This is a genomic window from Pseudomonas sp. 05L36, assembly GCF_056398125.1.
This window is the reverse complement of record NZ_JBFTOU010000011.1, coordinates 97,012-110,468: the sequence shown is the minus strand read 5'-3', so window position 1 is coordinate 110,468 and position 13,457 is coordinate 97,012. Positions and strand designations below refer to the sequence as shown.

At 60.0% G+C, this 13,457-nt stretch carries 12 protein-coding genes; 9 read left to right on the top strand and 3 right to left on the bottom strand.

Annotated elements, in window-relative coordinates:
* Positions 1-247: 247 nt before the first annotated feature.
* From gabD to AC1DKH_RS14500, 3 genes are all read left to right on the top strand, one after another.
* Positions 248-1,690: an NADP-dependent succinate-semialdehyde dehydrogenase gene (gabD, locus tag AC1DKH_RS14510; protein ID WP_442097738.1), complete on the top strand. Its 1,443-nt coding sequence runs from the start codon at positions 248-250 to the stop codon at positions 1,688-1,690.
* A 196-nt stretch (positions 1,691-1,886) separates the two neighbouring features.
* Complete coding sequence (gabT, locus tag AC1DKH_RS14505; RefSeq protein WP_108219752.1) at positions 1,887-3,164, top strand: 4-aminobutyrate--2-oxoglutarate transaminase; 1,278 nt, start codon at positions 1,887-1,889, stop codon at positions 3,162-3,164.
* Positions 3,165-3,291: 127 nt separating this feature from the next.
* Entirely contained in the window at positions 3,292-4,506 is a 1,215-nt protein-coding gene (locus AC1DKH_RS14500) for an HDOD domain-containing protein (protein ID WP_477798498.1), read from the top strand.
* Positions 4,507-4,628: 122 nt separating this feature from the next.
* Here AC1DKH_RS14500 and AC1DKH_RS14495 read toward each other — a convergent pair whose 3' ends face one another.
* On the bottom strand, positions 4,629-5,618 hold the full coding sequence (locus AC1DKH_RS14495) for a GGDEF domain-containing protein (protein ID WP_477754286.1): 990 nt from the start codon (positions 5,616-5,618) through the stop codon (positions 4,629-4,631).
* Between the two features lie 231 nt (positions 5,619-5,849).
* Positions 5,850-7,034 carry a delta-9 fatty acid desaturase DesA gene (gene desA / locus AC1DKH_RS14490; protein WP_223550135.1) on the bottom strand — a complete coding sequence of 395 codons (1,185 nt, stop codon included), beginning with the start codon at positions 7,032-7,034 and terminating at the stop codon, positions 5,850-5,852.
* Positions 7,035-7,180: 146 nt separating this feature from the next.
* Between desA and AC1DKH_RS14485 the strand changes: the two genes are divergently transcribed.
* From AC1DKH_RS14485 to AC1DKH_RS14460, 6 genes are all read left to right on the top strand, one after another.
* Complete coding sequence (locus tag AC1DKH_RS14485) at positions 7,181-8,419, top strand: putative bifunctional diguanylate cyclase/phosphodiesterase (RefSeq protein ID WP_477798497.1); 1,239 nt, start codon at positions 7,181-7,183, stop codon at positions 8,417-8,419.
* 222 nt (positions 8,420-8,641) lie between these two features.
* Positions 8,642-8,824: a sulfur starvation response protein OscA gene (oscA, locus tag AC1DKH_RS14480; protein ID WP_007975618.1), complete on the top strand. Its 183-nt coding sequence runs from the start codon at positions 8,642-8,644 to the stop codon at positions 8,822-8,824.
* Positions 8,825-8,967: 143 nt separating this feature from the next.
* Complete coding sequence (locus AC1DKH_RS14475; RefSeq protein ID WP_223463259.1) at positions 8,968-9,981, top strand: sulfate ABC transporter substrate-binding protein; 1,014 nt, start codon at positions 8,968-8,970, stop codon at positions 9,979-9,981.
* A gap of 69 nt (positions 9,982-10,050) precedes the next feature.
* Positions 10,051-10,869: a sulfate ABC transporter permease subunit CysT gene (gene cysT / locus AC1DKH_RS14470; RefSeq protein ID WP_007972956.1), complete on the top strand. Its 819-nt coding sequence runs from the start codon at positions 10,051-10,053 to the stop codon at positions 10,867-10,869.
* A 12-nt stretch (positions 10,870-10,881) separates the two neighbouring features.
* Positions 10,882-11,751, top strand: a complete 870-nt coding sequence (gene cysW, locus AC1DKH_RS14465) for a sulfate ABC transporter permease subunit CysW (RefSeq protein WP_007972954.1) — start codon at positions 10,882-10,884, stop codon at positions 11,749-11,751.
* 3 nt (positions 11,752-11,754) lie between these two features.
* Positions 11,755-12,744, top strand: coding sequence for a sulfate/molybdate ABC transporter ATP-binding protein (locus AC1DKH_RS14460; protein ID WP_085717793.1), 990 nt, complete (start codon positions 11,755-11,757; stop codon positions 12,742-12,744).
* Positions 12,745-12,852: 108 nt separating this feature from the next.
* Here the strand turns inward: AC1DKH_RS14460 and AC1DKH_RS14455 are convergent, their stop codons facing one another.
* Positions 12,853-13,377, bottom strand: a complete 525-nt coding sequence (locus AC1DKH_RS14455) for an Mpo1 family 2-hydroxy fatty acid dioxygenase (RefSeq protein ID WP_477754290.1) — start codon at positions 13,375-13,377, stop codon at positions 12,853-12,855.
* Between the last annotated feature and the right edge of the window lie 80 nt (positions 13,378-13,457).

The following is a 13,457-nucleotide window of genomic DNA, read 5'->3' as shown; positions in this document are numbered from 1 at the left end:
AAATAGGCAAAAGCGTCGTTTTCGTTCTTTTTTTCGAACAGGCTATTGTCCTTTACCCCCTTTGATCCTAGGATTCGTTTGAGATTTCAAACGCTCATCTCTGGGTGCTGAACCGCGCGATTTGAATCAGTGCGCTATTTATGTGCTTCAGCCCGGTGAATGATTTCCCTGACGGCAGCCTATCGAGGCGCCTTTCAACAATCATAATTTGCTCCGCGCGTGCGCGGTGCTGTTAAGGAAAGCCGACATGCAGCTTAAAGACACCCAGTTGTTCCGCCAGCAAGCCTTCATCGATGGCGCGTGGGTTGATGCGGACAATGGTCAGACGATCAAGGTCAACAACCCGGCAACGGGCGAAATTCTGGGCACCGTGCCGAAAATGGGTGCTGCCGAAACCCGCCGTGCGATCGAAGCTGCTGACAAAGCGCTGCCGGCCTGGCGTGCGCTGACCGCCAAAGAACGTGCAAACAAGCTGCGTCGCTGGTTCGAGCTGATCATCGAGAACCAGGACGACCTGGCTCGCCTGATGACCCTGGAGCAAGGCAAGCCATTGGCCGAAGCCAAGGGTGAAATCGTTTACGCCGCTTCCTTCATCGAGTGGTTCGCCGAAGAGGCCAAGCGCATCTACGGTGACGTGATTCCGGGCCACCAGCCAGACAAGCGCCTGATCGTGATCAAGCAGCCAATCGGCGTGACCGCTGCCATCACCCCGTGGAACTTCCCGGCTGCAATGATCACCCGTAAAGCCGGCCCGGCCCTGGCCGCCGGTTGCACCATGGTGCTCAAGCCTGCTTCGCAAACTCCGTTCTCCGCCTTCGCCCTGGCCGAACTGGCCCAGCGTGCCGGCATCCCGGCTGGCGTGTTCAGCGTTGTTTCCGGTAGCGCTGGCGACATCGGCAGCGAGCTGACCAGCAACCCGATCGTGCGCAAGCTGTCCTTCACCGGTTCGACCGAAATCGGTCGTCAACTGATGTCGGAATGCGCCAAGGACATCAAGAAAGTGTCCCTGGAACTGGGCGGCAACGCTCCGTTCATCGTGTTCGACGACGCGGACCTGGATAAGGCCGTCGAAGGCGCGATCATTTCCAAGTATCGCAACAACGGTCAGACCTGCGTCTGCGCCAACCGCCTGTACATTCAGGATTCGGTCTACGACGCGTTCGCCGAGAAGCTGAAAGTGGCTGTGGCCAAGCTCAAGATCGGTAACGGTCTGGAAGCAGGCACCACCACTGGCCCGCTGATCGACGAAAAAGCCGTGGCCAAGGTGCAAGAGCACATTGCCGACGCCGTTGCCAAAGGCGCCACCGTGCTGTCCGGCGGCAAGTCGATGGAAGGTAACTTCTTCGAGCCGACCATTCTGACCAACGTTCCGAATAACGCTGCCGTGGCCAAGGAAGAAACCTTCGGTCCATTGGCTCCACTGTTCCGCTTCAAAGACGAAGCCGATGTGATCGCGATGTCCAACGACACCGAGTTCGGTCTGGCCTCGTACTTCTATGCTCGCGACCTGGGTCGTGTGTTCCGTGTGGCTGAAGCCCTGGAATACGGCATGGTCGGCGTCAACACCGGGTTGATCTCCAACGAAGTCGCGCCGTTCGGCGGCATCAAGGCCTCGGGCCTTGGCCGTGAAGGCTCCAAGTACGGCATCGAAGATTACCTGGAAATCAAATACCTCTGCCTGGGCATCTAAGCTCGAAGGTATAAGCCGGGAAGGCATTGCTTGAAACGCAAAGGGCACGAGAGCGCTGTCCCTTTGCGTGCGTAAAACCGAAATTTTCTCGGTGACCGGGAACGCCGTGGCAGTCGATCATCGCATGCTGCCGCCGTTGCTCCCCGTCGCTTTATCCTTGAACCACGCCGCCCGATGAGCGGTGAATGAGGAATGTATGAGCAAGACTAACGCTTCTTTGATGGCCCGCCGTACCGCTGCTGTTCCACGTGGTGTTGGCCAGATTCACCCGATCTTCGCCGATTCCGCGAAGAACGCGACCGTAACCGACGTTGAAGGTCGTGAATTCATCGATTTCGCCGGCGGTATCGCTGTGCTGAACACCGGCCACCTGCACCCGAAAGTCATCGCCGCCGTGACCGAGCAGCTGAACAAGCTGACCCACACTTGTTTCCAGGTTCTGGCCTACGAGCCGTACGTGGAAGTGTGCGAAAAAATCAACGCCAAGGTCCCAGGTGATTTCGACAAGAAAACCCTGCTGGTGACCACCGGCTCCGAAGCCGTGGAAAACTCGATCAAGATCGCCCGTGCCGCTACTGGCCGTGCCGGCGTGATCGCGTTCACCGGCGCTTACCACGGTCGCACCATGATGACCCTGGGCCTGACCGGTAAAGTCGTGCCTTACTCGGCCGGCATGGGCCTGATGCCAGGCGGCATCTTCCGCGCGCTGTACCCGAATGAGCTGCACGGTGTGAGCATCGACGATTCGATCGCTTCCATCGAACGCATCTTCAAGAACGACGCCGAGCCGAAAGACATCGCCGCGATCATCATCGAGCCGGTTCAGGGCGAAGGCGGTTTCTACGTCGCGCCTAAAGAGTTCATGAAGCGTTTGCGTGCCCTGTGCGACCAGCACGGCATCCTGCTGATCGCTGACGAAGTACAGACTGGCGCTGGCCGTACCGGTACTTTCTTCGCCATGGAACAGATGGGCGTTGCTGCCGACCTGACCACCTTCGCCAAATCCATCGCTGGCGGCTTCCCGCTGGCCGGTGTGTGCGGCAAGGCCGAATACATGGACGCCATCGCTCCAGGCGGCCTGGGCGGCACCTACGCCGGTAGCCCGATCGCTTGCGCCGCGGCCCTGGCCGTAATGGAAGTGTTCGAAGAAGAGCACCTGCTGGATCGTTGCAAGGCTGTTGGCGAGCGTCTGGTAACCGGCCTGAAGGCCATCCAGGCCAAGTACCCGGTGATCGGCGAAGTCCGTGCCCTGGGAGCGATGATCGCTGTCGAGCTGTTCGAAAACGGCGACAGCCACAAGCCGAACGCTGCAGCCGTGGCATCCGTTGTGGCCAAGGCTCGCGACAAGGGTCTGATCCTGCTGTCCTGCGGCACCTACGGCAACGTTCTTCGCGTCCTGGTACCGCTGACTTCGCCGGACGAGCAACTGGACAAAGGCCTGGCGATCATCGAAGAGTGCTTCTCCGAGCTCTGATCACCCAGTGTGACCTGATCCACAAAAAACCCGCTTCGGCGGGTTTTTTCATGTCCCTGGAAACCCATTAGCGCTGTATCGAATGGCCAGCATTGGCTAAGGTTCCTGCATCGCCACGGAGAGCTGTATGACAACCGTCATTTTACCCGCCGTTCCAAGAGTCCTGATCGCCGAGGCCGACCCCTGGTCCCGGGATTTGCTCAAGGAAGTGTTGTTGAACGTACGCTGCGATGCGCGGCTGGATTTGTGCGCCGATGGCCAGCAAGCGCTGGAGCTATTGGCTGCCAACCCCTATGACCTGGTGATCGCCGACTGGGAGTTGCCCGGTGTCGATGGCCTGAATGTCCTGCGCAATATACGACAGCGCAAACGCAATCCGCTGCTGCCGTTCATTCTGATGAGCAGCCGCAACGACAGTGCCAGCGTGCGCGAGGTCTTGCCGCTGGCACCGGCCGCTTACTTGACCAAGCCCCTGAATATGGAAAGCCTGACCCATCGGTTGCAGGGGTTGCTGCTGAATGCTGGCGAAGAAGTCTCGTGCGAAGTGCCGTCGCTGGCACCGGGCATGACGCTGTCGGTGTTTCTGGAGCGTCGCCGGGAATTGGCCGACGGCGCGCCGCTGATGACCGACGTGCAAGTGGCGGTCAAACGCAGCCTCAACCCCAATGGTCTCGACCTGACGGTGCTGGAAGACGAAGTCCGCACCGATCCGCAGGTCACGGCCGTGTTGATCGCCGCTGCCAGCAGCGCGGCCCAGCACCACGGCGCCGCTGTGCAAACCCTGTCCCAGGCACTGCATCGCCTGGGCACCGGGCAGAGCATGAACCTGATTCTCGGGCTGGCGCTCAAGCGCAGTGCCCGGCTCAGCGATCCGCAACTGGCCGACTATGCCGAGCGATACTGGGATCTGTCCCTGCATACCGCCGAATACGCGCGAACCCTGGCGCGCTTGCTCGATCTGGATCAGGAGCGCTGCTATTGTGCCGGCATGTTGCACCGTCTCGGCGATCTGGCGTTGCTGCGCTGTTTGCAGGAATGGAAGCAGGCCGGTGGTGAACTGGACGAGCTGGAGGAAGTGGGCGAAGCGCTGGTTGAATTTGGCGCGGCCTATGGTTCGGCCCTGCGCACGCGCTGGCGCCTGCCACTGGAGTTGCGGGAGCTGATTGCGGCGGCCTACCAGCTCGGTGGCGGGGTTTATTCCCGCGAAGCGCTGGTGATGAACATGGCGGCGCAGATGGCGCGCCTGACTGAGCATGAGGGCATCGAGGAACTGGCGAAGAGCCGGACGGCGCGGTTGCTCAAGATTGGCTTGCCGGAGTTGATGCGTTTGCGCAGGAAGTAAGTACACCACCCCCTGTGGGAGCGAGCTTGCTCGCGATGAGGGGCTGACATTCAACATCAATGTCGACTGAAAGTCCGCCATCGCGAGCAAGCTCGCTCCCACAGGGTTCCTGGGTGATCCTGTCAGGCAGTGACAATCCGGTTCTTGCCCTCGCGCTTGGCCTGGTACATCGCGGCATCCGCGCGGGAAAACAGGTTTTCCACGTTTTCGTCCGCGGCGGTCAGGCTGGTCAGGCCCTGGCTGACGGTGATGCCGAACGTCTGGCCTTCATGGGTGAAACGCAATCGCTGAATCTGCTGTTGCAAGCGTTCAGCCACTTGCAGGGCCATCTGCGGCGTACAGCCGGGAAATACCGCTGCGAATTCCTCACCGCCAATGCGCCCGAACAGGTCGCCACGGCGCAACGCTGCGCGGCCGCTATCGGCGATGCGTTGCAACACGTTGTCGCCTTCCTGGTGACCGTAGGTGTCGTTGATGATTTTGAAGTCATCGATGTCCAGCATCAGGAACGACAGCGGCTCGCCCCGTTGCCGGGCGTGTGCGAACTCGCGGTGGGCGCATTCGAAGAAATGCCGGCGATTGCTGCTCTGGGTCAGGGCGTCGGTGGTGGCCAGGCGGTGCAGCTCGCTTTCCATCCGCTTCTTGTCGGTGATGTCTTCGGCAATGCCGACGATGATCACCGGTTGCCCCGGCTCGGCCTGGCGGTTGATGTAGCATTTGTCGCTGAGCCAGCGCACCTGTCCGTCGGCGGCGATGATTCGATACTCGCGGTCTTCGACGGCGCCTTTGTCCAGCACTTCGGCCAGGCTGCGTTCGGCATAGTCCAGGTCGTCGGGATAGATGCTGTCGCGCCATTGATCGCAGTCGGCCAGCAGTAGATCGGCTGAACGGCCAAAGATCCGCTCATAGGCCGGGCTGACGTAAAGCACCCGGCGGGTTTCCCAATCGAATGCCCACAGCACCGCGTTGACGCTCATCAGCAGGGTGTTGAACAGCTGTTCGCGTTCGCTCAGGCGTGCGACTTCGCCTTGGGCGTGCATGAGCGCCATCAGGGTCTGCGCGGCCTCGGGCCAATGGGACGGAGATGAGTCTTGCAGGTTTTTTTCGTCCATCGACACAAATCTCAAAGGGCATGCCGCGTGCGATCGCGGCCAACATCAAGCCCGCCGGGGATGGCGAAGTGTCTTTGAGATAGGGCTTTTCAGATGAAGTTCCCGCCTTTTGTGGCGAGTGAGCTGGCTCCCGCCGGGCGGTACTGGCGACGCGATTTTTTCAGTCAGGCGATAAACCAATGTGGGAGCGAGCAGGCTCGCTCCCACAGGTTTTGCGGCTGCGCGCTGCAATCAGACAGCGGCAGGACGCAGGGAGTAGGTTTTCAACTGGTCGGCGAAGTCACGCAGGGACTGAATCCCGCTGGCTTCAGCTTCGTGTACCCAGTCCTTGATGGCCGCCAGCATGTCGTGACCATTTGAGCTGGTCTTGACCCAGATCTGCTGCAGGGCCAGGCGTTTCTCGTAAATTACCTTCAGCGCCTGGCTGTGCTCGAGCATGTTCTGGATGCGTACATGGTGTTTGTCATCCAGCAGGCTGGTCTCCCGCGAAAGCAGGCGTTTGGCTCGGTGGAACTGGTGACGTACCGAGTGATCGACCTTTTCCAGCTCTTGCTTGACCAGCGGGCCGATCACCAACTTGCGGTATTGGGCCATGATCTGGAAGCGGTTGTTGAGGATCGCCATGGCGGTGTCCATGTCCAGGTTGCCCTTGCCTTCGACGCGATGGGCAATCGGCGCAACCCGCTGGACCTTGGCCAGGCGCAGGAAGCTGAAGACTTGAATCCACGCCCAGCCCAGGTCGAATTCCCACTTCTTCACCGACAGTTTTGCCGAGTTAGGGTAGGTGTGATGGTTGTTATGCAGTTCTTCGCCGCCAATCAGGATGCCCCAAGGCACCAGGTTGGTCGCCGCATCGCGGCATTCGAAGTTGCGGTAGCCGATGGCATGGCCCAGGCCATTGACCACGCCGGCGGCCCACACCGGGATCCACATCATCTGGATGGCCCAGATGGTGATGCCGATGGTGCCGAACAGCAGCAGGTCGATAACGCCCATGATCGCGATGCCCAGCAGTGGGTAGCGGCTGTAGAGGTTGCGCTCGATCCAGTCTTCGGGGCAGTTCTTGCCGTAGATGCGCAGCGTCTCGGGGTTTTCCGCTTCGGCGCGGTACAACTCGGCGCCTTTGCGCAGCACCGTGGACAAACCCTTGATGACCGGGCTGTGCGGGTCATCGACGGTTTCGCATTTGGCGTGATGCTTGCGGTGGATGGCGGTCCACTCGCGGGTGTTCTGAGCCGTGGTCAGCCACAGCCAGAAACGGAAGAAATGCTTGAGGCCCCCATTCAGCTCCAGGGAGCGATGGGCCGAGTAACGATGCAGATAGACCGTGACGGCGATGATTGTGACATGGGTCATCAGCAGGGTGACTGCCACCAGCGACCAGGGCGACAAGCCAAGAAAACCTTCGTACCACATAGGCTGTAGGGCCCTCGATAAAGAAAAAACAGCCGTTGCATTATCACTAAGCCCACACAGAAAACCAGTCGCCCTTTCAGATAAGAGTGGCTGGATGTGTCTTTAAACCATCATTCCAACCTTTTTGTAGGGACATGGGCCGCCGGATGTCTGCCACCTATCGCAATGCCTTGCGCGCAGCGCTGCTCTATCTGTTGCTTTCTGTGGTTTGGCTGCAGGTCAGTGGCTATTTATTAAACAGTTTCTTCGATAGCTCTGCCGAGCGACTGCGATGGCAACTGATCAACGGTTATGTCTGGGTGCTGTTCAGCGCGGGGTTGATCTTCATTGCCCGGGCGCGGCTGCTGCGGTGCTTGGGGGGCGGCGACAAATTGCGTGAGCGCGATGCCGACCGCATGCACCTGGCGCACCACGATCCGCTGACCGGCCTGCCGAACCGCCTGTTGTTCACCGACCGCGCCAACACCAGCATCGGCATCGGCCTGTTCCCCAGCGATGCCTTGAGCGTCGAGCAACTGCTGCGCAATGCCGACTCTGCACTGTTCAAGGCCAAGAGTGCGGGGCGCAATGATTATGCCCTGTACACCGAAGAGCTGACGGCCCACGCCCAGCAACGGTTCGAGATTGCCTTCGAATTGCGCCGCGCCCTGGATCGGCAAGAGCTGCGGGTTTATTACCAGCCGGTTCACGACCTCAAGACCCGTCGCCTGATTGGCGTCGAGGCGCTGGTGCGTTGGCAGCACCCGCAGCGGGGCCTGGTGTCGCCGGCGGAATTCATTCCGGTCGCCGAACGAACCGGTCTGATTGCTGAAATCGATGCCTGGGTCATGGCGCAGGCGTGCCGGCAGATGTGCCAGTGGCAGCAGAGTGGAGTGGTGCTGTCGTTCGTTGCGGTCAACGTTTCTTCGCGCCTGTTCGCCCGTCGTGAGCTGTATCAGCAGGTGGCGCAGGTCTTGCGCGAAACCGGGCTGGAGCCGGCGTTTCTGGAGCTGGAAGTAACCGAAAGTGCGGTGATGGAGGACCCGGAAGTCGCGCTGGAGCAAATGCATCGTCTGCGCGAGTTGGGGGTGCGTCTGGCCATCGACGACTTCGGCACGGGCTATTCATCGCTGCTGCGCCTCAAGCGTCTGCCGGTGCAGAAGCTGAAAATCGACCAGGGCTTCGTCGCCGGATTACCGTGGGATGAGGATGATGCGGCGATTTCACGGGTGATCGTTGCGCTGGCGCAAAGCATGGGCATGCAGGTGCATGCCGAGGGGATCGAGCAGGTTGAACAGGCGGCTTTCCTATTCGAGCAGGGATGTGATCTGGGGCAGGGCTATTGGTTCGGGCGACCGGTGCCGGCGGTGCAGCTCGATTGGGCTCATGCCCCGGTCATCGCCTGATTTACAAAATCCCTGTGGGAGCAAGCTCTCTCCCACAGGTTTTTGGTGTGCCTGAAAGAGGGTGATTCACCTCAAACCCTTGTCCCTTCAGTTAATCTCTTCTGGTTATATAAACATTCTTAAATAGTCTTTTTAAGAATATCTGTGTCTCTCTAGTATTGCTCTCACGCCGCAAGCAGTGCCGACACTGCGAGGCAACCTCTCAGTTGAAGGAGCAGCAATATGAGCGCATCCCTGCGTAGCGTCGACGGTCAAGACGAAGCCACCATCCTGCGTGAAATCCAGAGTGCCCTGCGCGACCTGCGCTTTGGTGCCGTGGAAATCACCGTGCACAACGCCCAGGTGGTGCAGATCGAGCGCAAAGAAAAATTCCGTTTGCAGCAGCCGGGCAACAAGCCGGGCTGAAGAAGATCGCAGCCTGCGGCAACTCCTACAGAAGCACGCGATCACCTGTAGGAGCTGCCGCAGGCTGCGATCTTTGAACTGGCAACGCGATTCCAGAAATCCATAAAAAAGCCAACACACCAAGAATTCCAGGAGCTTTCACCATGTCGTCGATTCGCCACTTCGCTTTGGCCGCCCTGGCCAGCGCCCTTTTTGCCGGTTCCGCGGTAGCCAAGGATTACGAGTTGCTCAACGTGTCGTACGACCCGACCCGCGAGCTGTACCAGGACTACAACGCTGAGTTCATCAAGTTCTGGCAGAAAGATCACGCCGGCGACACCGTGAAGGTCCAGCAATCCCACGGCGGTTCGGGCAAGCAAGGCCGGGCGGTGATCGATGGCCTGCGTGCCGACGTCGTGACCCTGGCCCTGGCCGGTGACATCGACGAAATCGCCAAACTCGGCAAAACCCTGCCAGCCGACTGGCAAAAACGCCTGCCGGACGCCAGCACGCCGTACACCTCGACCATCGTGTTCCTGGTGCGCAAGGGCAACCCCAAAGGCATCAAGGACTGGGGCGACCTGGTCAAGAATGACGTCTCGGTGATCACGCCGAACCCGAAAACCTCCGGCGGTGCACGCTGGAACTTCCTCGCGGCCTGGGCCTATGGCCTCAAAGCCAATGGCGGCGACGAAGCCAAGGCCAAGGAATACGTACAGACCCTGTTCAAGCACGTGCCAGTGCTGGACACCGGCGCTCGCGGCTCGACCATTACCTTCGTCAACAACGGTCAGGGCGACGTATTGCTGGCCTGGGAAAACGAAGCCTTTCTGGCCCTGAAAGAAGAGGGCGGCGCCGACAAGTTCGACATCGTCGTGCCTTCGCTGTCGATTCTCGCCGAGCCACCGGTGGCGGTGGTCGACAAGAACGCCGAGAAAAAGGGCAACGAGCAGATCGCCGAAGCCTACCTCAAGCACCTGTACAGCCCGGCCGGCCAGGAAATCGCGGCGAAGAACTTCTATCGTCCACGTGACAAGGACGTGGCGGCCAAGTACGCCCAGCAGTTCCCGAAACTGGAACTGGTGAGCATCGACAAGGACTTCGGCGGCTGGAAAGCCGCACAGCCGAAATTCTTCAATGACGGGGGCGTGTTCGACCAGATCTACCAGGCGCAGTAATCTTAAATAGCCATCAACGAGCCCCGGATTTATCTCCGGGGCTTATTGCGTTCTCAACCAAGGACTTTTATGTCGCGTCGTATCTCCCCCGTCATACCCGGCTTCGGGCTGACGCTGGGCTACACCTTGGTGTACCTCAGCCTGATTGTGCTCATACCACTGGCGGCGATGTTCGTGCATGCCGCTCAACTCACCTGGGATCAGTTCTGGGCAATCATCTCGGCACCACGGGTGCTGGCGGCGCTGAAGCTCAGCTTCGGCACCGCCCTGTGTGCCGCGATCATCAACGGCATCATCGGCACGCTGCTGGCCTGGGTATTAGTGCGCTATACCTTCCCTGGACGAAAAGTGATCGATGCAATGATCGACTTGCCGTTCGCGTTGCCCACGGCGGTCGCCGGTATTGCGCTGACGGCGTTGTACACGCCTACCGGCCTGGTGGGTCAGTTTGCAGCGGATCTGGGTTTCAAGATCGCCTACACCCCCCTGGGCATCACCCTTGCCCTCACTTTCGTGACACTTCCATTCGTGGTACGTACCGTACAGCCAGTATTGGCGGATATTCCTCGTGAAGTGGAAGAAGCGGCGGCGTGCCTGGGTGCAAAACCCTTGCAGGTTTTCCGCCATATCCTGCTGCCGGCACTGCTTCCGGCATGGCTTACCGGTTTCGCTTTGGCCTTTGCCCGCGGGGTCGGCGAGTATGGTTCGGTGATATTCATCGCCGGCAACATGCCGATGAAAACCGAGATTCTGCCGCTGCTGATCATGGTCAAGCTCGACCAATACGATTACACCGGCGCTACCTCCATTGGTGTACTGATGCTGGTGGTTTCCTTCGTCCTGTTGCTGCTGATCAACTTGTTGCAGCGGCGCATCGAAACCCCATAAGGAGGCGCACCCATGTCCCAATCGTCTATTGCTGCCGCTTCCTCGAACGCTGCCCGCCGTGGCAGTGCGACTTCGCGGCGAATCCTGATTGGCCTTGGCTGGCTGATTTTTGCGCTGTTCCTGCTGCTGCCGCTGTTCATCGTGGTGTCCCAAGGGCTGAAGCTCGGCCTCGGGGCGTTTTTCACAGCGATCTTTGAACCGGACGCGCTGTCGGCACTGAAACTCACGGTCATCGCCGTGCTGATTTCGGTGCCGCTGAACCTGGTGTTCGGCGTCAGCGCCGCCTGGTGCGTGAGCAAGTACTCGTTCCGCGGCAAGAGCATGCTGGTGACCCTGATCGACCTGCCGTTCTCGGTGTCGCCGGTGATTGCCGGTCTGGTCTACGTGCTGATGTTCGGCGCCCAAGGCTTGTTCGGGCCTTGGTTGCAGGATCACGACATCCAGATCGTTTTCGCCCTGCCGGGCATCGTGCTGGCGACGATTTTCGTCACCGTGCCGTTCGTGGCCCGTGAGCTGATCCCGCTGATGCAGGAGCAAGGCACTCAGGAAGAGGAGGCTGCGCGCCTGCTCGGTGCCAACGGCTGGCAGATGTTCTGGCATGTCACCGTGCCCAACATCAAATGGGGCCTGATCTACGGCGTGGTGTTGTGTACCGCGCGGGCCATGGGGGAGTTCGGTGCGGTGTCGGTGGTTTCCGGGCACATTCGCGGGGTGACCAACACCCTGCCGCTGCACGTCGAGATCCTCTACAACGAATACAACCACGTGGCCGCGTTCGCCGTGGCGAGCCTGTTGCTGATCCTGGCGCTCTTCATCCTGCTGCTCAAGCAGTGGAGCGAAAACCGTATCAACCGCCTGCGCGCCAGCGCCGCGGAGGAATAATTCATGTCGATCGAAGTGCGTAACGTCAGCAAGAACTTCCATGCCTTCAAGGCGCTGGACAACATCAGCCTGGACATCCAGAGCGGCGAACTCGTCGCACTGCTCGGTCCGTCGGGCTGCGGCAAGACCACGCTGCTGCGGATCATCGCCGGCCTGGAAACCCCGGACCAGGGCAACATCGTGTTCCACGGTGAAGACGTCTCCGGCCACGACGTACGGGATCGCAACGTCGGTTTCGTGTTCCAGCACTACGCCCTGTTCCGTCACATGACGGTGTTCGACAACGTCGCGTTCGGCCTGCGCATGAAGCCGAAAAACCAGCGCCCGAGCGAAAGCCAGATCGCCACCAAAGTTCACGAACTGTTGAACATGGTGCAGCTGGACTGGCTGTCGGATCGCTACCCGGAACAACTCTCCGGCGGTCAGCGCCAGCGCATTGCGTTGGCCCGAGCGCTGGCGGTGGAGCCGAAAGTGCTGCTGCTCGACGAACCCTTCGGCGCCCTCGATGCCAAGGTCCGTAAAGAACTGCGCCGCTGGTTGGCGCGTCTGCACGAAGATATCAACCTGACCTCGGTGTTCGTGACCCATGACCAGGAAGAAGCGATGGAAGTCGCCGACCGCATCGTGGTGATGAACAAGGGAGTGATCGAGCAGATCGGCTCACCGGGCGACGTCTACGAAAACCCGGCCAGCGATTTCGTTTATCACTTCCTCGGTGATTCGAACCGTCTGCATCTGGGCGAGGATAAACACGTGCTGTTCCGTCCGCACGAGGTGTCGCTGTCGCGCCATGAACTGGAAGACCATCACGCGGCTGAAGTGCGGGACATTCGGCCACTGGGGGCGACGACCCGGGTGACCCTGAAGGTCGAAGGGCAGAGCGATCTGATCGAAGCCGAAGTGGTGAAGGATCACGACAGCCTGATCGGTCTGGCGAAGGGCGAGACGCTGTTCTTCAAGCCGAAGGTCTGGCAGAAGGTTGCCAACATTTAAAGCAAAAGCATCGCGAGCAAGCTCGCTCCCACAGGGTTTTGGGTTGGCACAAAAATATTGTATTCAACCCTGATCCACTGTGGGAGCGAGCTTGCTCGCGATGGCGTCTTACGCCGCAGCGTTTTTCTGACGCAGACGCACCCCACCCGCCCGCGCCTCGATCTGCTCTTTGAGCTCATGCCGCATCCCCAGCATGAACGCCAGCTCCGCCACCACAAACAACGGCCCGACAATCAGCCCCATCACATCATCGACAAAGGCCGGTTTGCGTCCTTCGTAGTGATGCCCGACAAACTGAATCGCCCAGCCCACCACAAACATGCCGATGCCGCTGGCGAGCCAGACGAATGTGCTTTGCTGCGCCAGCGCATGACCGGCCCAGACACTCAGCCCGAGCAACACGGTCATCAACACGCCCAGGCGCAACTCCAGGCGCAGGTAAAACCACGCCGATGCCAGCGAGACAAGCACCGCCGGTGACAGCCACACGCCGCCCAGCGACCACTGCGGCCGCGACAGCAACACCGCAACGGCCACCACGATCAGCGGGATACCGATAAAGTGCGATGCGATGTTGCGCGGGTCACGATGGTAGGCAGCGTATTGACTGAGGTGGTCGACGAGGCTTTTCATTGTTGTTCTCCTGTGGGGTGATTGATCATGCCCCGGGTTCATTTCCCGCTCTGTCAGCCAGGCGACAATCTCTAGGAGTT

Bases quoted from the DNA above. Each gene is read 5' to 3' on its own strand.
- gabD (WP_442097738.1), top strand. From the start codon at position 248: ATGCAGCTTAAAGACACCCAGTTGTTCCGCCAGCAAGCCTTCATCGAT.
- gabT (WP_108219752.1), top strand. From the start codon at position 1,887: ATGAGCAAGACTAACGCTTCTTTGATGGCCCGCCGTACCGCTGCTGTT.
- AC1DKH_RS14500 (WP_477798498.1), top strand. From the start codon at position 3,292: ATGACAACCGTCATTTTACCCGCCGTTCCAAGAGTCCTGATCGCCGAG.
- AC1DKH_RS14495 (WP_477754286.1), bottom strand. From the start codon at position 5,618: ATGGACGAAAAAAACCTGCAAGACTCATCTCCGTCCCATTGGCCCGAG.
- desA (WP_223550135.1), bottom strand. From the start codon at position 7,034: ATGTGGTACGAAGGTTTTCTTGGCTTGTCGCCCTGGTCGCTGGTGGCA.
- AC1DKH_RS14485 (WP_477798497.1), top strand. From the start codon at position 7,181: ATGTCTGCCACCTATCGCAATGCCTTGCGCGCAGCGCTGCTCTATCTG.
- oscA (WP_007975618.1), top strand. From the start codon at position 8,642: ATGAGCGCATCCCTGCGTAGCGTCGACGGTCAAGACGAAGCCACCATC.
- AC1DKH_RS14475 (WP_223463259.1), top strand. From the start codon at position 8,968: ATGTCGTCGATTCGCCACTTCGCTTTGGCCGCCCTGGCCAGCGCCCTT.
- cysT (WP_007972956.1), top strand. From the start codon at position 10,051: ATGTCGCGTCGTATCTCCCCCGTCATACCCGGCTTCGGGCTGACGCTG.
- cysW (WP_007972954.1), top strand. From the start codon at position 10,882: ATGTCCCAATCGTCTATTGCTGCCGCTTCCTCGAACGCTGCCCGCCGT.
- AC1DKH_RS14460 (WP_085717793.1), top strand. From the start codon at position 11,755: ATGTCGATCGAAGTGCGTAACGTCAGCAAGAACTTCCATGCCTTCAAG.
- AC1DKH_RS14455 (WP_477754290.1), bottom strand. From the start codon at position 13,377: ATGAAAAGCCTCGTCGACCACCTCAGTCAATACGCTGCCTACCATCGT.